The sequence below is a fragment of the Streptomyces sp. NPDC090032 genome, from assembly GCF_044748025.1.
Lineage (GTDB): Bacteria > Actinomycetota > Actinomycetes > Streptomycetales > Streptomycetaceae > Streptomyces.
In genome coordinates this window covers 183,591-200,736 of the sequence record NZ_JBIVFF010000010.1, presented here as the reverse complement: position 1 = coordinate 200,736, position 17,146 = coordinate 183,591, and the positions used below count along the sequence as shown (strand labels likewise).

Here is a 17,146-nt window from a genome sequence, read left to right as displayed (position 1 = left end):
CCCCTGACCTGCTGACCTGCTGTCCCCTGTCTCCCCGTCCCACCCGGCGGGTTGCACCACCCATGGAGAAAGGCACTTTTCGTGCGTAACACCACCAAGATCACCGCTGCTGTCCTCGCCACCGGCGCCCTCACCCTGGGCCTGACCGCCTGCGGCTCCGACAAGGGCGACACGAAGGCCAAGGCCTCCGACCCGCTCGTCGTCGCCGCGACGCCCGTCCCGCACGCCGAGATCCTCGAGTACGTGAAGGACCACCTGGCGAAGAAGGAAGGCCTCAACCTCGAGGTCAAGGAGTTCACCGACTACGTCACGCCGAACACGGCGACCGAGGACGGGTCCGTGGACGCCAACTACTTCCAGACCCAGCCGTACCTCGAGGACTTCAACAAGAAGAACGCCACGCACCTCGAGTCGGTCGCCACGGTCCACCTCGAGCCGCTCGGCCTCTACTCCAAGAAGGCCAAGGCGCTCGGCGACCTGAAGAAGGGCGGCACCATCGCCCTCCCGAACGACGCCGACAACGAGAGCCGCGCCCTGCGCTTCCTCGCCGCCAACAAGCTCATCACGCTCAAGAGCGGCTCCGAGGCCACCGCGACCCCGCAGGACATCGCGAAGAACCCGAAGGACCTCCAGTTCAAGGAGGTCGAAGCGGCCCAGACCCCGCGCTCCCTGCAGGACGTCGACGCCGCGGTGATCAACGGCAACTACGCCATCGGTGCCGACCTCAAGCCGGCCAAGGACGCCCTCATCCTGGAGTCCACGAAGAACAACGCGTACAACAACGTCCTCGCCGTGAAGAAGGGCAACGAGAGCGACCCGCGCGTGAAGAAGCTCGCGAAGCTGCTGACGTCGCCCGAGGTGAAGAAGTTCATCGAGGACAAGTACGCCGGCTCCGTCCTTCCCTCCTTCTGATCGCCACGATGCGCACCGCAACGATTCCCGCCGCCGTCATCGCCGGAGCCCTCGCGCTCGGCCTGACGGCCTGCGGGTCCGGCGACTCGGGGTCCGGCTCCGGCGACAAGAGCGGCAAGCTCGTCGTCGGCGCCACCCCGACGCCGGCCGGCGAAGTCCTCACGTACGTAAAGCAGCACCTGGCGAAGAAGGCCGGACTCGACCTGGAGATCAAGGAGTTCACGGACTATGTCCTGCCGGACACCGCGCTCCAGGACGGCACCCTCGACGCCAACCTGTACCAGCACAAGCCCTATCTGGACGACTTCAACAAGTCCAAGGGCACCACGCTGAGCGCGGTCACCGAGGTGTACCTGCCGCCCATGGGTGTCTACTCCAAGAAGGTCGAAGACGTCACCGAGCTCCGTGACGGGGCGACCGTGGCGCTGCCGAACGACACCACCAACGAAGGCCGGGCGCTCGAACTCCTGGCCTCCAAGGGGGTCATCGGGCTCAAGAAGGGCGCCGGCGCGAACGCGAGCCCGCAGGACATCGCGTCCAACCCGAAGAAGCTCGTCTTCAAGGAGCTCGAACCGGCCCAGCTGCCCCGCTCGTTGGCCGACGTCGACGCGGCCGTCATCAACAACAACTACGCCCTCGACGCGAAGTTGAGCCCCAAGAAGGACGCCATCCTCGTGGAGTCCGCGAAGGGCAACCCGTACAACAACGTCCTCGCCGTCAAGACGGGCAACGAGGACGACCCCAGGGTCAAGAAGCTTGCCACGCTGCTGACTTCGCCCGAGGTGAAGAAGTTCATCGAGGACAAGTACCAGGGCTCGGTGCTTCCGGTCACCACAGGGTGACACCGCCCTGAGCGCCACGGGGTCCTCTTCCGCAACCGGGAGAGGACCCCGTGGTGCAGTTACGTGCCTGCATGCTGCATGCTGGGCACTTCACCAGGCCATGAAGGTTACGGAGCGGCGCCATGACTACTGGTACTCGGGGCTTCCCGGACATCTCCATCAGCACGGATCGGCTGGTCCTGCGCGCCCTCGAGGAGGACGACGCCCCCGCCCTCGCCGAGATGATGAACGACGAGATGGTCGCCGCCTGGACCTCCGTGCCCCAGCCCTACACCGAGGACCAGGCCCGCACCTGGATCACCAGGTACGCCCCCACCGAGCGCATCGCGGGGCGCGGTCTCGACCTGGCCGTCACCGAGTTCCTCACCCAGCGCCTGGTCGGCATCGTCCAGCTCGGCAAGACCAACTGGCACGTGGGATCCACGGAGCTGTCGTACATCATCGCCCCCTGGGCCCGCGGCGAGGGCTACGCGTCCGAGGCGGCGCTCGCCACCGCCCGCTGGCTCTTCCGCGACCAGGGGCTCGAGCGCCTGGAGCTGCGCACCGCGGCCGACAACACCGCCTCCCAGCAGGTCGCCCAGAAGATCGGCTGCATCAGCGAGGGCGTCCTGCGCAACGCGTGCATAGCGCGTACCCGTACCGAGGACGGCGGCTGGGAAGAGCTGCGGACCGACTTCATCGTGTGGAGCCTGCTGCCCGAGGACCTCGACGGCGTCTCCGACGAGTTCGCCGAAACCGGGGGATACACGGCCTTCTCGGACTGGAACTGACCCCAGCGGCCGCACCCAGGTACACCAGGTACGCTCACCGAGCCCGTTCGACCCGCGAGAACCCCCAGGAGACTGACGACGATGGCCGACCGGGTCACGGTGATCGGCTGGGACGGCTCGCCCCTGACCGCGGCGGCACGCTCCGCGCTCGGCGCCGCCACCCTCGTGGCGGGCGCGGGCCACCACCTCGCCCTGCCCGAGGTGCCCGGCCGCGCCGAGCGGATCAGGCTCGGCAGCGTGGCGCTCGCCGCCCGCCGCATCGCCGCCCACCGTGGCACCGCCGTCGTCCTCGCCGACGGAGACCCCGGCTTCTTCGGTGTCGTGCGCACCCTGCGCGCGCGCGAGTTCGGCCTCGAGGTCGAAGTGGTCCCCGCCGTCTCCTCCGTGGCACAGGCCTTCGCCCGCGCCGGCATGCCCTGGGACGACGCCCAGGTCGTCGTCGCCCACCGCCGCACCCTGCGCCGCGCCGTCAACGTCTGCCGCGCCCACCCCAAGGTGGCCGTCCTCACCTCGCCCGGCGCGGGCCCCGCCGAACTCGGGCTGCTCCTCGAAGGCGTCCATCGCACCTTCGTCATCTGCGAGGAACTCGGCACCGACCGCGAGCGGGTCACCGTCGTGACCAGCGACAGGGCAGCCGACCACAGCTGGCGCGACCCGAACGTCGTCATCGTCATCGGCGGCCCGACCGCCCCGTCCGACGACAGCGCCTGGCTCGCCGGAGGCGCCCCCGCGGGAGGCGCGCGCGGCTGGGCACTGCCCGCCGCCGAGTACGGGGGCCGCCTCGGCGAGGGCGAGACCGAGCCGCTGCGCGCCGCCCAACTCGCCCGCACCGGACCGCGCGTGGGCGACCTCGTCTGGGACATCGGCTGCGGCAGCGGAGCCTTCACCGCGGAGGCCGCCCGCTTCGGCGCCGCCGTCATCGCCGTCGACCGCGACCCCGACGCCTGCGCCCGCACCCTCGCCACCGCCCGCCGTTTCGGCGTGCAGCCGCAGATCGTGCACGGCACGGCGCCCCACATCCTCGAAGACCTGCCCGAACCCGATGTCGTACGCATCGGGGGCGGGGGAGCCGCCGTCGTCTCCGCGGTCGCCGACCGGCGTCCCGAACGCATCGTGACGCACGCCGCGACACGCGATGCCGCCGAACTCATCGGCAGGGACCTGACGGAGCACGGCTACCGGGTCGAGTGCTCGCTCCTGCAGTCCGTCGAACTGGACACTCGCGCCTGGACCGAGAAGGAGCGGACCGTGGGGTTCCTGCTCTCCGGGGAGTTGCCCGACCGCAACCCGTGACCCCGTCGCTCCGGGGCGCGCGGTAGGCTGGCCGATCGTTGTACTGCACCTGGACGCCCGGCTTTCCGTCGGTCAATGTCCGGAAAACGCGCCACTTTTGGGGTGCGTGTGGTACGGCAGGACCGGAGGATGCGCAACGTGGCGCAGTCCACAGCGGGCCGTGCCCGATCCAGGTGCGGTGGCAGCCGGCCGACCGGGACAATACCTGTTGTCCTCAGCCGGCTCGTGCCGCACGGCACTCACGCTCGTTCTTCATGGCGGGTGGTCGGTGCGCCGCTCCGGTCACTGGGGTCGCATCCCCGGCCGACGGCCGGGGGCTGCCGAAGAAGCACTAACCGATGGGCGAGGGGTACGCATGACCGACACCGGCCAGGTTCCGGGCGAGGGGCTGCCGGAGAACGCAGGCACGGTGGAACAGCCGGGCGTCCCCGCCCCGGGTGCGTACACCTTCCTCGATCCCTCCGCGACCCCCACCGAAGAAGACGATCTGCTGCTGATGCCGGGTTCACAGGGCGCCTGGGGCGAGCCGCAGGCCGCCCCGATGCCCGCCGCGCACGAGCCGGGCCCGCACGAGACAGCGGGCCGGGACAGCGGCCAGGTCGACCTGAACGGCGTCCGAGTGCCGGGGCCCTCGCCCGCCCCGCACCCCGCGCCCGCGCGTCGCCCGCTGCACATGGGCCCGCCGGTGCCGGACGGCACGGGCAGCCCCGTACGCTCGCTCGCCGACCGCGGTCCGGCCCACACGCCGCCGAGCCCCGTGCCGGTCCGTCAGGCGGGTCCGCCCACCACGGGACCCGAGTACCTCGACATCCCGCGCGACGAGACGGGCGCCCCGGCGCCGCAGCTCGGTGAGATCCCGCCACAGGGCGCCGCTCCCTGGGGCGCGCAGTCGCCGCAGCAGGGCTTCGAGACCCCCGCCGCGGAGTTCGCACCGGAGGCCGCAGCAGAAACGGTCGTCCCGGACGCCACTCCCGCCACACCGGCCGCCCCGACGCAGCAGACCGTCGGCGACGCCGCCGTGTTCGCCCAGGCGCCGCAGCATCCGCAGGACATGCAGCACCCACAGGACATGCAAGACATGCAGGACCTGCATGCTGCGCAGGCCACGCAGCCGGCGGAGGGCTCGGCAGCCCCGGAGTCCGCCGCCCCCGAGGCGGTGCCCGCGTACGCCGCGGCTCCCGAGGGCGATCTGTTCGCCGAGGACCAGGCCGCGCCGACCGAGTACGCCTTCGACTACTCCTCGGCTCCGAACGGTGTGCAGTTCGCACAGGGCCCCGAGAGTGCCCAGTTCGCGCCGCAGCCCGAGCCCGTGGCCGCCTACGCGGGACCTCAGCAGATGGCCGCGCACCCCGGTGAGCTGCCCGTCGACCCGCACTCCGGTCAGTTCGCACCGGCGCCCGAGGCAGTTCAGGGCCAGCACTTCCCGCAGGCCGCCGCCGAGGGACCGGCGGACCAGGCGGCGCAGCCGCTCGGCCAGTTCGTGCCCGTCGAGGGGATGATCCCGACCACGCCGCACCTGGCACCGACGCCGCCGCAGCACATGGTCGTGCCGCCGCTGCCCGAGCCCGCGGCCGAGTCGCCCGAACCGACGGCGCCCGCCGCCCCGGCCCCCGTCCTGATCGACGAGGCCCCCGAAACACCCGTCGCGGACCAGGTCCCCCAAACGCAAGAAGCACACGAAGTCCACGTGGTACCCGAGACACACGAAGCGCACGCGATGAACGAGCCGCAGGCGACGTACGAGGCCGCTGGAGCCGCTGAAGTTCCTGAGGTTGCTGAGATCCCGGAGGCCCCCGAGGCCTCCGAGCTCTCAGGGATCTCTGAGGTCCCCGGGACAGCTGAGGTGCCCGACGCGTTCGAGGCGCCCGCCGAGGCATCGCCCGTTCTCCCCGAGGCCGTCGCCGAGACCCCCGTCGACGCGGACGTGGTGGAGCCGGAGACGGCTCCCGAGGCCGTCGAGCCCGTCACCGCGGAAGCGGAGCAGACGGTCGTGGAGGGCGAGCCGGAGATCCTCGTCCCCGCACCCCGCGAGTCCGCCCCCACCGAGCACACCGCCGACGTCGACTCCGCCGACACTGCCGCCCAGCACGTGGCGGACGTGGCGGACGTGAACCCCGAGATGCTGCCGGCCCCGGCCGACGACCTCGCGGGCCCGGCCGCTCCCGGCTACGACGAGGCCGAGCGCGAGGCCGTCCTGCGCGTCATGCGCGAGCGCCGCGACATCCGTAACGGCTTCCGCAGCGACCCGATCCCGCACGACGTGCTGCTCCGCGTCCTGGAGGCCGCCCACACGGCGCCGTCCGTCGGCCACTCGCAGCCCTGGGACTTCGTCGTCATCCGCTCCGCGGACACCCGGCGCACGATGCACGAACTGGCCATGCGCCAGAAGGACGCGTACGCCAAGTCCCTCCCCAAGGGCCGCGCGAAGCAGTTCAAGGAACTGAAGATCGAGGCCATCCTCGACACCCCGGTGAACATCGTCGTCACCGCCGACCCGACGCGCGGCGGCCGCCACACCCTCGGCCGCCACACGCAGCCGCAGATGGCCCCGTACTCCTCCGCGCTCGCCGTCGAGAACCTGTGGCTCGCGGCCCGCGCCGAGGGCCTCGGCGTCGGCTGGGTCAGCTTCTTCGACGAGCGCGAGATGGTCCGCACGCTCGGCCTGCCCGACCACCTCGAGGTCGTCGCCTACCTCTGCGTGGGCTACGTCGACGAGTTCCCGGACGAGCCCGAGCTGATGCAGGCCGGCTGGTCGAAGCGCCGCCCCCTGTCCTGGGTCGTCCACGAGGAGACGTACGGCCGCCGCGCCCTGCCCGGCGAGGACCCGCACGACCTGCTCGCCGAGACCGTCTCCAACATCCGCCCGCTGGACGCCAAGGCGCTCGGCGAGGCGTGGGAGCGGCAGAAGCGGATGACGAAGCCCGCCGGCGCGCTCGGCATGCTGGAGATCATCTCCGCGCAGCTGTCCGGCCTGTCCCGGATGTGCCCGCCGCCGATCCCGGAGCCCGCGGCCGTCGCGATCTTCGCGGGCGACCACGGCGTGCACGCCCAGGGCGTCACCCCGTGGCCGCAGGAGGTCACGGGCCAGATGGTCGCCAACTTCCTGGGCGGCGGCGCGGTCTGCAACGCGTTCGCGAACCAGGTCGGCGCCGAGGTCTGCGTCATCGACGTGGGCGTGGCGAGCGAACTCCCGGCGACCCCGGGCCTGTTGCCCCGCAAGGTCCGCCCCGGCACCGCCGACATGACGACCGGGCCCGCGCTGAGCCGCGAGGACGTCAAGGCGGCCATCGAGGTCGGCATCGAGACGGCCCGCGATCTCGTCGCGGCCGGCAACAAGGCGCTCCTCACCGGCGAGATGGGCATCGCCAACACCACGGCGTCGGCTGCCCTGATCTCGGTCTACACGGGCGTCGACCCGTCCGAGGTGACCGGCCGCGGCACGGGCATCAACGACGAGACCCACGCCCGCAAGGTCGAGGTCGTCCGCCGCGCGCTCGACCTCCACCAGCCGGACCCGGCCGATCCGATCGGCGTCCTTGCCGCGGTCGGCGGCCTGGAGCACGCGGCGCTGGTCGGCCTCCTCCTGGGCGGCGCGTCACTGCGTACCCCAGTGATCCTGGACGGCGTCAGCGCCGGAGCGGCCGCCCTGGTCGCCCGCGCCGTCGCGCCCGAGGTCCTGGCGGCCTGCATCGCGGGCCACCGCAGCGCGGAGCCCGGCCATGTCGCGGCCCTGAACAAGCTGGGCCTGCGCCCCCTGGTCGACCTGGACCTCCGCCTCGGCGAGGGCACGGGAGCACTTCTCGCCCTGCCGATCGTCCAGAGTGCGGCCCGTGCCATGCACGAGGTGGCGACGTTCGACTCGGCGGGCGTCACGGAGAAGTAGCAGGGCCGGGGGCGGCTGCCCTCACTGCCACAGGGGCGGGCCGGGACAGGGGTCCCGCCCGCCCCGTACGCTGAACGCGCACGTCAAAGGCCCGCTCCAGCGCCGAAGCGAGCCTCGTACAGGCATCACCCGTCACACGCACGACCCGCACGAGGAGCCGCACGCCCATGGCCGCAGAACACCCCGCGTACCCCGTAGGCCTCCGCCTCACCGGCCGCCGCGTAGTCGTCCTCGGCGGCGGCCAGGTCGCCCAGCGCCGCCTGCCGGCCCTCATCGCGGCGGGCGCCGACATCCACCTGGTCTCGCCCACCGCGACGCCCTCGGTGGAGGCCATGGCGGACGGCGGCGAACTCAGCTGGTCGCGGCGCCCGTACGCGGACGGCGACCTGGCCGACGCCTGGTACGCCCTCATCGCCACCGGCGACCGCACCGCGAACGAGGCGGCCTCAGCCGAGGCCGAGCGCCACCGCGTCTGGTGCGTCCGCTCCGACGACGCCGACGCGGCCACCGCCTGGACGCCGGCCACCGGCCGCTCCGAGGGCGTCACCGTGGCCGTCCTGACCACCGACGCCGCCGGTCGCGACCCCCGGCACACGGCGGCCGTGCGCGACGCGATCGTCGAGGGCCTGCGCGACGGCACGCTCGTCGCCCCGCACCACCGCACGCGCAGCACCGGCGTCTCCCTGGTCGGCGGCGGACCCGGCGACCCCGACCTGATCACCGTCCGCGGCCGACGCCTCCTCGCCGAGGCGGACGTCGTCATCGCGGACCGGCTCGGCCCCCGCGACCTGCTCGACGAACTCCCGCCGCACGTCGAGGTCATCGACGCGGCGAAGATCCCGTACGGCCGCTACATGGCCCAGGAGGCCATCAACAACGCGCTCATCGAGCACGCCAAGCAGGGCAAGGCCGTCGTACGCCTCAAGGGCGGCGACCCGTACGTCTTCGGCCGCGGCATGGAAGAGGCCATCGCGCTGGAGGCCGAGGGCATCCCGTACACGGTCGTCCCCGGCATCTCCAGCTCGATCTCCGTGCCCGGCGCGGCCGGCATCCCGGTCACCCACCGCGGCGTCGCCCATGAGTTCACCGTGGTCAGCGGCCATGTCGCGCCCGACGACGAGCGCTCGCTCGTCGACTGGCCCGCCCTCGCCAAGCTGCGCGGCACCCTCGTCGTCCTGATGGGCGTAGACAAGATCGGCCGGATCGCCGAGACCCTCATCGCGCACGGCAAGTCCGCGCAGACGCCGGTCGCCCTGGTCCAGGAGGGCACCACGGCCGCCCAGCGCCGCGTGGACGCGACGCTGGAGACGGTCGAGGAAGCCGTCCGCACCCACGAGGTGCGCCCCCCCGCCGTCATCGTCATCGGCGACGTCGTCGCGGTGGGCCCGCGGCACACCGCGTAACCCCTCACCCACCCCCACATGTAACCAGCGGTAACGGAACTTGCTCCGAGCCGTTGGCACCACACCCAGGACAAGGCAGTATCAACCTGTGGCTGAAGCTCAAGGTCTCATCACCATCGAAGATCCCGACGACCCGCGCCTGCGCGACTACATCGGCCTGACCGACGTCGAGCTCCGCCGCAGGCGCGAGCCCGCCGAGGGCCTGTTCATCGCCGAGGGCGAGAAGGTGATCAGACGGGCCAAGCAGGCCGGGTACGAGATGCGCTCCATGCTGCTCTCCGCCAAGTGGGTCGACGTCATGCGCGACGTCATCGACGAGGTCCCCGCCCCGGTCTACGCCGTGAGCCCGGACCTCGCCGAACGCGTCACCGGCTACCACGTGCACCGAGGCGCCCTCGCCTCGATGCAGCGCAAGCCGCTCCCGACCGCGGCCGAACTCCTCGCCACGCAGCGCCGTGTCGTCGTCATGGAAGCGGTGAACGACCACACGAACATCGGCGCCATCTTCCGCAGCGCGGCCGCGCTCGGCATGGACGCGGTCCTGCTCTCCCCGGACTGCGCCGACCCGCTCTACCGCCGCTCGGTGAAGGTCTCCATGGGCGCCGTCTTCTCGGTCCCGTACGCGCGCCTCGAATCCTGGCCCAAGTCCCTGGAATCGGTGCGCGAGGCGGGCTTCAGCCTGCTCGCGCTCACCCCCGACGAGAAGGCGAAGAGCCTCGACGAGGCGGCCCCGCACAAGATGGACCGCGTGGCCCTGATGCTCGGCGCGGAAGGCGACGGCCTCTCCACCCAGGCCCTGGTCGCCGCCGACGAATGGGTCCGCATCCCGATGGCCCACGGCGTCGACTCGCTCAACGTGGGCGCGGCGGCCGCCGTCGCGTTCTACGCCGTGGCCACCGGCCGACCCCAGTCCTGATCCCGGAACCGTCCTGACCGCGGAACCTCAGAGGTAGGGACGGGGCAGGGTCTCCTGCGCGTGCACGCCGTCGCGCGGCTCACCGAGCCCGCGCGACGGCCCCTGGCAGCCCTGCGCCGCCGCGATCCCCAGTGCCACGAGCAGCGTCACCACCACGAACACGAAGAGCCGCTGGCGCAGCAGCCGCGGATTGGCGGGCCGCCGCTTCCCGGTGCCCGTCGTACGCGGCCCCTGCCGACCCCCGTTGCTGCGGGGCGCGGGGCGCGAGCCCGAACGCGTCGTGTTGCGGGGTGCGCCCGGCCGCGTACTGCTGCCGGTCCGTGAGGAACCGTTGCTCGGCCGCGGCGGGGGAGTGCTCTGCGGCGCCCGGCGCTGCGTGCGCTGCTCCGCGTAACTCTCGGCGAGCCGGCCCGTGGGCCGGTCGGTGTCGGCGCGAGGGCCGGGCGGTCTGGCGTCGCCGAGGCCCTGCGCCTCGCGGGCCGCGATCTCCTTGAGCCGCAGCGACAGTTGAAGCGTGCTGGGCCGCTCCTCGGGGTCCTTGGCGAGGCAGGCCCGGATCAGCGGGGACAGCGCGTCCGGCACGCCGTGCAGCTGGGCCTCCTCGTGCACGACCCGGTACAGCATCACTTCGGAACTGCCGTGCCCGAAGGGCGAGTCGGCCATCGCCGCGTACGCGAGCGTGGCGCCGAGCGCGAAGACGTCCGTGGCGGGCGTGACGGCCGCGCCCCGTACCTGCTCGGGGGCGAGGAACCCGGGGGATCCGACGGCCGTCCCGACGTGGGTGAGCGTGGAGGCGCCGGTCGCCCAGGCGATGCCGAAGTCGATGATGCGCGGGCCCTTGGGCGACAGCAGGATGTTCGACGGCTTGAGGTCGCGGTGTACGACACCCGCCTCGTGCACGGCGACGAGCCCCTCGGAGAGCGCCGCACCGACCGCGGCCACGTCGGAGGCGGCCAGCGGCCCCTCCTCGGCGACCTTGTCGTGCAGCGAGGGCCCGGGGACGTACTGGGTGGCGAACCACGGCTTGTCGGTGTCGAGATCGGCCGCGACCAGGCGGGCCGTGCAGCCGCCCCTGATCCTGCGGGCCGCGGAGACCTCACGCGCGAAGCGCGACCTGAACTCCTGGTCCTCCGCCAGATCGGGCCGGATCACCTTCAGCGCGACGCGCTGGCCACGGCGGTCGGACCCCAGATAGACGACGCCCATCCCGCCCGCGCCGAGCCGCCGGTGAATCCTGAACGAGCCGACGACACGCGGGTCCTCGCGCCTCAGGCGCATCATCGCCATGTCCATCCCCGCTGCCCGGTCCGTTTGACGAGCGACAGCTTACGTTTCCGCGGCCGGGTGCGCGCATAGGCCGCGCCCTCGCGATCCGATCGATTGTCAGTGCCCGGTGGGAAACTTGAGAGGTGGTCAGGGAAAGCGGGAGCGGTGCGGTCCGCGGCTGCCCTGATCGCCAACCATCCGTCGTAGAAGGGGGATTGGGCCTGTGAAGGGTGACCGAGTGGAGATAGTCGTAGACGCGGGGGACACGACGCGCACGTACGAGGTGGTGGCAAGCCGGGCGGGGCGCCGGGTCGAGACGGCGGTCCGTAGAGGCGTGGTGGAAGTGAGCGAAGTCACCCGCTCCGGCTCTGTCGTGCGTACGGCACGTTTCATGGCGACCCGGGTGCTGGCCCTGGTCGAGCAGCCCGTACCCAGGGAGGAGCCCTCGGAGGCGGCGGACCGCGCCACGCGTCCCCTCCGGGAAGACCCCGAGACCCAGCCGAGGACCTAGGTCCTCTTCTCCACCCAGGGGAGTAGTCGAGGTGGCGGCGGTCATCCTCCGGGAGGCCCGGCATTCGGTACGAGGGCATGACGACCGTGGCTCCCGACGCGCCTAGATTTGAGGTCAAGCGGCGGGTGCAAGCACTCGTCCCCCGAGGTCAGGTACCCGCCGCTGCCAAACCGAAGATCTTGACCGGGAGAGGAACCATGGCGGACACGGCACCGCGGACGATGGTCCGCACGCAGGGACGCAGGGCATTCGCCGCGTTCGGCGGCCGTCGTTCCGAGCGCCGTCATCCCTTGGTGGCTGCGGCCATGGTTCTTCCCCTGGCGGCCCTGCTCGTAGTCGCCTTCGGCGGCTGGGATGCGGTGGTCACACAAGCGTCGTCCGTGGGCGTGATGCTGGGGCGCTGAGCGGCGCCCCAGGCCCGGAAGAGCGGTCCGGGCGGGGACATCCGGCCATGAAACCCCGTGGGGACGGGGGTGCGGCGGACGGCACATGATGGCCGCGCAGCTGGGGAGCTGCGCGGCCATTGTTCTGCCCGCGCACCGGTAGGACCCACCTGTCGGATGCTGCGTACGCTCACGGTGACACCACCCAGGGGGAACCACCGATGACCGCACCTGTCCTGCTGTCCGCACTCACCGCCACGGCACGCGGCGCGGCGCATGGCAGCCACGGACCCTGCGCCTGCCGGGCCGCAGGCGCCGTACTCGCCGACCGGACGGACGGCACGGTCGTCCGCCACGGCGACGTCGTCGCGAAGGCCCACGCCCCGGGCACGGACCCCGCGGAGCTCAACGCCCGCATCGCCGCGGCGGCCGCACTCCCCGGGATCCTGCTGCCGCCGCTCACGCCGGTCGCGACGGATCTGCACGACCGGCTCGTCACGTTCTGGCCGCACGGCAGCCCCGTGGACCCCGACGCCCCCGAACACGCACCGTGGGAGGACGCGGCCAAGCTCCTGGCCCGACTCCACACCGCGCCGGTGGCGGAACTCCCGGGCCCGGTCCCGCCCATGCGCGGCCCGGTCAAGGCGGCCCTCGCCGTCGCGCGGCTCCTGGCGGCCGGACCCCACCCGGCGTCCGCGCCGATCCTGCGCGCCTGGTCGGGGCTGCCGCCCTGGGCCCGCGCCGAGACCCCGGGCGGACCCGCGTCCGCCCTGTGCCACGGCGACCTGCACCTCGGCCAGCTCGTCCGCCGCCCCGCGGACACCGGCCCCTGGCTCCTGATCGACGTCGACGACCTCGGCACCGGAGACCCGGCCTGGGACCTCGCCCGCCCCGCCGCGTGGTTCGCGTGCGGCCTGCTTCCCGCACAGGAGTGGACCAGGTTCCTCACCGCGTACCAGGAGGCGGGCGGCGCTCCGTCGCTCCAGGGCGACCCCTGGCCCGCACTGGACGCCCCGGCCCGCGCCCTCACCGTCCAGACCGCGGCCCTCGCCGTCGCCAAGGCCGCCGCGGCCGGCCGGGCGCTGGACGAGGCGGAGGAGGCGTTGGTCGACGCCTGTGACCGAATGGCAGCGGTACCGGCCGAGTTGGCACACGACGCCGCGAAGTAGGGTGCAACGGACCGGTGCCGGGAAGTGTTCCGGCGAAGAAGTGCCGAACGGCGAGGAGTTGAGCCGACCATGCAGTGCCCCAAGTGTCACGCACCGATGCACACGTACAACCGCAATGGCGTCCAGATCGAGCAGTGCAGCGGCTGCCGGGGGATATTCCTGGACTACGGCGAGCTCGAGTCCCTGACGCGGCTCGAGTCCCAGTGGCAGCAGCAGGCGCCGCCCGCGCCACCGGCCCCGCAGGCGTACCCGTCGGCCCCCGCCCCGGCCTGGGGTGCCCCGCACCACGGCGGGCACCACGGTCACCACGGCCACCACAAGGGCGGCTTCGGCCGGATGCTCTTCTCCTCCTGAGCCGCCCCGCACGTGAAGAAGCCCCCGGCCGAAAGGCTGGGGGCTTCTTGACTGTGCGCGATACTGGGATTGAACCAGTGACCTCTTCCGTGTCAGGGAAGCGCTCTCCCGCTGAGCTAATCGCGCGGGACGGACCAGACTGTATCAGGACCCGTGAGTGGTGCTGCGTGCGCGATACTGGGATTGAACCAGTGACCTCTTCCGTGTCAGGGAAGCGCTCTCCCGCTGAGCTAATCGCGCGGGGATTCGGATCGTCGGGAAGATGACCTTCGCGATGATCCAGTGGACGATACTGGGATTGAACCAGTGACCTCTTCCGTGTCAGGGAAGCGCTCTCCCGCTGAGCTAATCGTCCTTGGAGGTGGAGACGGGATTTGAACCCGTGTAGACGGCTTTGCAGGCCGTTGCCTCGCCTCTCGGCCACTCCACCAGGAGTGTGGGGGTTCGGGAAGATCCCCCACTTCCTGAGCGGACGACCAGGTTCGAACTGGCGACCTCAACCTTGGCAAGGTTGCGCTCTACCAACTGAGCTACGTCCGCTTGTCGTTTCCGTTTCGCTTGCGCGTCCCGGCGACGTGTTGAACTCTAGCGGATTCCTGGGCCAGTACAAAAACGCGTTTGCGCAGCGTGCTGCGGTGCGACCACCCCCGGTCACGCGGGGGACACCCGCCATAGACTCGAAGACGTGCGCGACCTCCCTCACGACCTGCCCCCACTGGCCCGCTTCGGCGGTCTCGTAGCGACCGAGTTGCGCGATGTGACCAGCGATCCCGAGGCGCTGGACTCCGCCGGCTTCTGGGCCGTCTCCGCCGACTTCGAGGGCCGCCTCGTGTGCGCCCGCTTCGACTCCGTGCGGGAGGAGCCCGTGCCCGCCCCCGTGCCCGGCGCCTGGCACGGGCCCGCGGCCGGTGACTGGACGTCGTCCCTCGACCGGACCGCGTACACCGAGGGCGTCCGCAGGATCCGCTCCCACATCGCGGCCGGCGAGGTCTATCAGGCCAATCTCTGCCGCGTCCTGTCCGCGCCCCTTCTCCCGCACGCGGATGTGGACGCCCTCACGGCGCTCCTCGCGCGCGGCAACCCGGCCCCCTACGCGGGGACGATCCGGCTGCCCGCGCACGGCGTGGAGATAGCCACCGCGTCTCCCGAACTCTTCCTGAGCCGCACCGGGCGGATCATCGAATCCGGACCGATCAAGGGCACGGGCCGCACCGAGGCGGACCTCCTGGAGAAGGACTACGCGGAGAACGTGATGATCGTGGACCTGGTCCGCAACGACCTCGGACGCGTCTGCGCGTCCGGTTCCGTGACCGTCCCGGAGCTGTGCGTCGTCGAGAAGCACCCGGGCCTCGTCCACCTTGTCTCCACCGTCCGCGGCGAACTGTGCGAAGGGGCCGGCTGGCGTGACCTGCTCGACGCCGCCTTTCCGCCCGGCTCGGTCACCGGAGCGCCCAAGTCCAGCGCCCTGCGCATCATCGACGCCCTGGAGACGGCGCCCCGAGGTCCGTACTGCGGCGGCATCGGCTGGGTCGACGCCGACCGGGGTACCGGCGAGCTGGCCGTCGGGATCCGCACGTTCTGGGCCGACCGGGCCGAGGGCGTCCTGCGGTTCGGCACCGGCGCCGGCATCACCTGGGGCTCCGACCCCGACGGTGAGTGGCGGGAGACCGAACTGAAGGCTTCCCGGCTGCTAGCGGTAGCGTCGGGTACGTACGAGGAAAGTGGAGGGATCCCTACGTGAAGATCTGGCTCGACGGCACACTGCAGGACCTTGAGGCCGCCCGTGTCTCGGTGTTCGACCACGGCCTGACCGTGGGCGACGGCATTTTCGAGACCGTGAAGTCGGTCGACGGGAAGCCGTTCGCGCTGACCCGCCACCTGGACCGGCTGGCCCGCTCCGCGCGCGGTCTCGGTCTGCCCGAGCCCGACCTCGACGAGGTGCGCCGGGCCTGCGACGCCGTCCTCGCGGCCAACCCCATGCCGCTCGGCCGGCTGCGGATCACGTACACCGGAGGGCTCTCCCCGCTGGGTTCCGACCGCGGTGAGGCCGGGGCGACGCTGGTGGTCGCCCTCGGCGAGGCCACCCGGCGTCCCGACTCCACCGCCACGGTCACCGTTCCGTGGACACGCAACGAACGCGGCGCGCTCACCGGCCTCAAGACCACCTCGTACGCGGAGAACGTCGTCGCGCTCGCCCGCGCGCGCGAACAGGGCGCCTCCGAGGCGCTGTTCGCCAACACGGTGGGGCAGCTGTGCGAGGGCACGGGGTCGAACGTCTTCGTCGTCCTCGACGGTGAGGTCCACACCCCGCCGGTCGCCTCGGGCTGCCTCGCGGGCATCACGCGCGCGCTGGCCGTCGAGTGGACCGGCGCCAAGGAGACCGATCTGCCGCTGGACGTCCTCGAGCGCGCCGACGAGATCTTCCTGACGTCCACGCTGCGTGATGTGCAGGGCGTGCACCGGGTCGACGGACGTGAACTGCCGGGCGCGCCCGGACCCGTCACCGCCAAGGCGATGCGCGTCTTCGACGAGCGCGCGGCGGACGACCTCGACCCGTGATCCGAAGCGACTCGTAATCCGGGTGACGGGGTGGTCACCGGGCGGGTAGAACACCCCTGATGACCACCACTCTGCGGCCGACCGAGCCGCTTCAGCGCGCCGCCGACGGGACGCGGTCACGCCACTACCAGGTGTGTGTGAACAGCCGCCCCGTCGGCGAACTGCGTCTGGGCACCCATCCCGGCTACGGCGAGGGGGTGGCCCGGATCCGTGATCTGCGGATCGACGAGGCGGATCGCGGGCGGGGCCGTGGCACCGTGGCCGCGCTCGCCGCCGAGGAGGTGGCGCGCGGCTGGGGCTGCGGCCGGATCGAGGTCTCGATCCCCGCGTCGGCCGAGCGCGCCCTCGCCCTGGCCACCGCCCTCGGCTACGTCGAGCGCAACCGGAACATGGAGAAGGAGATCCCCGCCGAGCCCCCCGCCCTCCCGGCGGGCAGCACGGGACGGCGGATGACCGGCCCCGAGTTCACCGCGTGGGAGACGCACACGCGGGCCGGGTACGTGCGCAGCCTGGTCGACCGGGGTGTCCCCGAGGCCCAGGCGCGCGCCAAGGCCGAGGCCGATCACGCGGCGACGCTCGCGGATGGGCTCGATACTCGGGACTCGGTCCTGAGCGTCCTCGAGGCGGACGGCGCGGTCGTGGGCACGCTGTGGGTCGCGCTGCGCGGCGAGAGCGCCTACGTCTACGACGTCGAGGTGGCAGCCGGGCACCGCGGGCTCGGCCACGGGCGCTCGCTGATGCTTCTCGCGGAGGCCGAGTCACGCGCCGCGGGCGTCGCCCGTCTGGGGCTCAACGTCTTCGCGGGCAACACCCCGGCCGTCCGCCTGTACGAGTCACTCGGATTCCGGGCGACCGAGTTCCACCTCTACAAGCCGCTGCTCTGAG

At 72.1% G+C, this 17,146-nt stretch carries 15 protein-coding genes and 5 tRNA genes; 14 read left to right on the top strand and 6 right to left on the bottom strand.

Features of this window, described 5'->3' with window-relative positions; translation table 11 throughout:
• The first annotated feature begins 81 nt into the window (after nucleotides 1–81).
• From ACIPWY_RS25410 to ACIPWY_RS25380, 7 genes are all read left to right on the top strand, one after another.
• The gene (locus ACIPWY_RS25410; protein ID WP_362906002.1) at nucleotides 82–912 is read left to right on the top strand and encodes a MetQ/NlpA family ABC transporter substrate-binding protein; all 831 of its coding nucleotides are present in this window, start codon (nucleotides 82–84) and stop codon (nucleotides 910–912) included.
• 8 nt (nucleotides 913–920) lie between these two features.
• A complete protein-coding gene (locus ACIPWY_RS25405) occupies nucleotides 921–1,754 on the top strand; it encodes a MetQ/NlpA family ABC transporter substrate-binding protein (protein WP_393704012.1) in 834 nt (277 codons plus the stop codon).
• Nucleotides 1,755–1,876: 122 nt separating this feature from the next.
• Entirely contained in the window at nucleotides 1,877–2,524 is a 648-nt protein-coding gene (locus tag ACIPWY_RS25400; protein WP_362906007.1) for a GNAT family N-acetyltransferase, read from the top strand.
• Between the two features lie 81 nt (nucleotides 2,525–2,605).
• Nucleotides 2,606–3,817 (top strand): precorrin-6y C5,15-methyltransferase (decarboxylating) subunit CbiE, encoded by a 1,212-nt coding sequence (cbiE, locus tag ACIPWY_RS25395; RefSeq protein ID WP_362906009.1) that lies wholly within the window; start codon nucleotides 2,606–2,608, stop codon nucleotides 3,815–3,817.
• A 355-nt stretch (nucleotides 3,818–4,172) separates the two neighbouring features.
• Entirely contained in the window at nucleotides 4,173–7,700 is a 3,528-nt protein-coding gene (gene cobT / locus ACIPWY_RS25390) for a nicotinate-nucleotide--dimethylbenzimidazole phosphoribosyltransferase (protein ID WP_393704015.1), read from the top strand.
• A gap of 167 nt (nucleotides 7,701–7,867) precedes the next feature.
• Nucleotides 7,868–9,103, top strand: a complete 1,236-nt coding sequence (gene cobA, locus ACIPWY_RS25385; RefSeq protein ID WP_393704017.1) for a uroporphyrinogen-III C-methyltransferase — start codon at nucleotides 7,868–7,870, stop codon at nucleotides 9,101–9,103.
• 88 nt (nucleotides 9,104–9,191) lie between these two features.
• Nucleotides 9,192–10,019: an RNA methyltransferase gene (locus tag ACIPWY_RS25380; RefSeq protein WP_362906015.1), complete on the top strand. Its 828-nt coding sequence runs from the start codon at nucleotides 9,192–9,194 to the stop codon at nucleotides 10,017–10,019.
• A gap of 27 nt (nucleotides 10,020–10,046) precedes the next feature.
• Here the strand turns inward: ACIPWY_RS25380 and ACIPWY_RS25375 are convergent, their stop codons facing one another.
• The gene (locus ACIPWY_RS25375) at nucleotides 10,047–11,312 is read right to left on the bottom strand and encodes a serine/threonine-protein kinase (protein WP_362906017.1); all 1,266 of its coding nucleotides are present in this window, start codon (nucleotides 11,310–11,312) and stop codon (nucleotides 10,047–10,049) included.
• A 196-nt stretch (nucleotides 11,313–11,508) separates the two neighbouring features.
• Here ACIPWY_RS25375 and ACIPWY_RS25370 point away from each other — a divergent pair, with 196 nt between their 5' ends.
• The 4 genes from ACIPWY_RS25370 to ACIPWY_RS25355 all read left to right on the top strand — a co-directional run bounded on the left by ACIPWY_RS25370 (nucleotide 11,509) and on the right by ACIPWY_RS25355 (nucleotide 13,702).
• Nucleotides 11,509–11,796 (top strand): hypothetical protein, encoded by a 288-nt coding sequence (locus ACIPWY_RS25370; RefSeq protein WP_362906019.1) that lies wholly within the window; start codon nucleotides 11,509–11,511, stop codon nucleotides 11,794–11,796.
• 197 nt (nucleotides 11,797–11,993) lie between these two features.
• Complete coding sequence (locus ACIPWY_RS25365; protein ID WP_362906021.1) at nucleotides 11,994–12,200, top strand: hypothetical protein; 207 nt, start codon at nucleotides 11,994–11,996, stop codon at nucleotides 12,198–12,200.
• A gap of 200 nt (nucleotides 12,201–12,400) precedes the next feature.
• A complete protein-coding gene (locus ACIPWY_RS25360) occupies nucleotides 12,401–13,348 on the top strand; it encodes a phosphotransferase family protein (RefSeq protein WP_393704021.1) in 948 nt (315 codons plus the stop codon).
• 69 nt (nucleotides 13,349–13,417) lie between these two features.
• Nucleotides 13,418–13,702: a zf-TFIIB domain-containing protein gene (locus ACIPWY_RS25355; protein WP_100597023.1), complete on the top strand. Its 285-nt coding sequence runs from the start codon at nucleotides 13,418–13,420 to the stop codon at nucleotides 13,700–13,702.
• A gap of 54 nt (nucleotides 13,703–13,756) precedes the next feature.
• On the opposite strand, the gene ACIPWY_RS25350 is transcribed toward ACIPWY_RS25355, so the two are convergent.
• From ACIPWY_RS25350 to ACIPWY_RS25330, 5 genes are all read right to left on the bottom strand, one after another.
• Nucleotides 13,757–13,828, bottom strand: a tRNA-Val gene (locus ACIPWY_RS25350).
• A 42-nt stretch (nucleotides 13,829–13,870) separates the two neighbouring features.
• Nucleotides 13,871–13,942, bottom strand: a tRNA-Val gene (locus ACIPWY_RS25345).
• Between the two features lie 43 nt (nucleotides 13,943–13,985).
• Nucleotides 13,986–14,057, bottom strand: a tRNA-Val gene (locus tag ACIPWY_RS25340).
• A 1-nt stretch (nucleotide 14,058) separates the two neighbouring features.
• A tRNA-Cys gene (locus ACIPWY_RS25335) sits at nucleotides 14,059–14,132 on the bottom strand.
• Nucleotides 14,133–14,169: 37 nt separating this feature from the next.
• Nucleotides 14,170–14,242: transfer RNA gene (locus tag ACIPWY_RS25330), tRNA-Gly, on the bottom strand.
• Nucleotides 14,243–14,387: 145 nt separating this feature from the next.
• On the opposite strand from ACIPWY_RS25330, the gene ACIPWY_RS25325 reads away from it, so the two are divergent.
• The 3 genes from ACIPWY_RS25325 to ACIPWY_RS25315 are packed head-to-tail and all read left to right on the top strand — an operon-like array spanning nucleotide 14,388 to nucleotide 17,145.
• A complete protein-coding gene (locus tag ACIPWY_RS25325) occupies nucleotides 14,388–15,443 on the top strand; it encodes a chorismate-binding protein (RefSeq protein ID WP_393704023.1) in 1,056 nt (351 codons plus the stop codon).
• Complete coding sequence (locus tag ACIPWY_RS25320) at nucleotides 15,440–16,261, top strand: aminodeoxychorismate lyase (protein ID WP_362906028.1); 822 nt, start codon at nucleotides 15,440–15,442, stop codon at nucleotides 16,259–16,261. The genes ACIPWY_RS25325 and ACIPWY_RS25320 overlap by 4 nt, the downstream gene beginning before the upstream one ends.
• A gap of 59 nt (nucleotides 16,262–16,320) precedes the next feature.
• Complete coding sequence (locus tag ACIPWY_RS25315; RefSeq protein WP_393704026.1) at nucleotides 16,321–17,145, top strand: GNAT family N-acetyltransferase; 825 nt, start codon at nucleotides 16,321–16,323, stop codon at nucleotides 17,143–17,145.
• The last annotated feature ends 1 nt before the right edge of the window (nucleotide 17,146 follow it).

Bases quoted from the DNA above. Each gene is read 5' to 3' on its own strand.
- ACIPWY_RS25405 (WP_393704012.1), top strand. From the start codon at position 921: ATGCGCACCGCAACGATTCCCGCCGCCGTCATCGCCGGAGCCCTCGCG.
- ACIPWY_RS25400 (WP_362906007.1), top strand. From the start codon at position 1,877: ATGACTACTGGTACTCGGGGCTTCCCGGACATCTCCATCAGCACGGAT.
- cbiE (WP_362906009.1), top strand. From the start codon at position 2,606: ATGGCCGACCGGGTCACGGTGATCGGCTGGGACGGCTCGCCCCTGACC.
- cobT (WP_393704015.1), top strand. From the start codon at position 4,173: ATGACCGACACCGGCCAGGTTCCGGGCGAGGGGCTGCCGGAGAACGCA.
- cobA (WP_393704017.1), top strand. From the start codon at position 7,868: ATGGCCGCAGAACACCCCGCGTACCCCGTAGGCCTCCGCCTCACCGGC.
- ACIPWY_RS25375 (WP_362906017.1), bottom strand. From the start codon at position 11,312: ATGGACATGGCGATGATGCGCCTGAGGCGCGAGGACCCGCGTGTCGTC.
- ACIPWY_RS25365 (WP_362906021.1), top strand. From the start codon at position 11,994: ATGGCGGACACGGCACCGCGGACGATGGTCCGCACGCAGGGACGCAGG.
- ACIPWY_RS25360 (WP_393704021.1), top strand. From the start codon at position 12,401: ATGACCGCACCTGTCCTGCTGTCCGCACTCACCGCCACGGCACGCGGC.
- ACIPWY_RS25355 (WP_100597023.1), top strand. From the start codon at position 13,418: ATGCAGTGCCCCAAGTGTCACGCACCGATGCACACGTACAACCGCAAT.
- ACIPWY_RS25315 (WP_393704026.1), top strand. From the start codon at position 16,321: ATGACCACCACTCTGCGGCCGACCGAGCCGCTTCAGCGCGCCGCCGAC.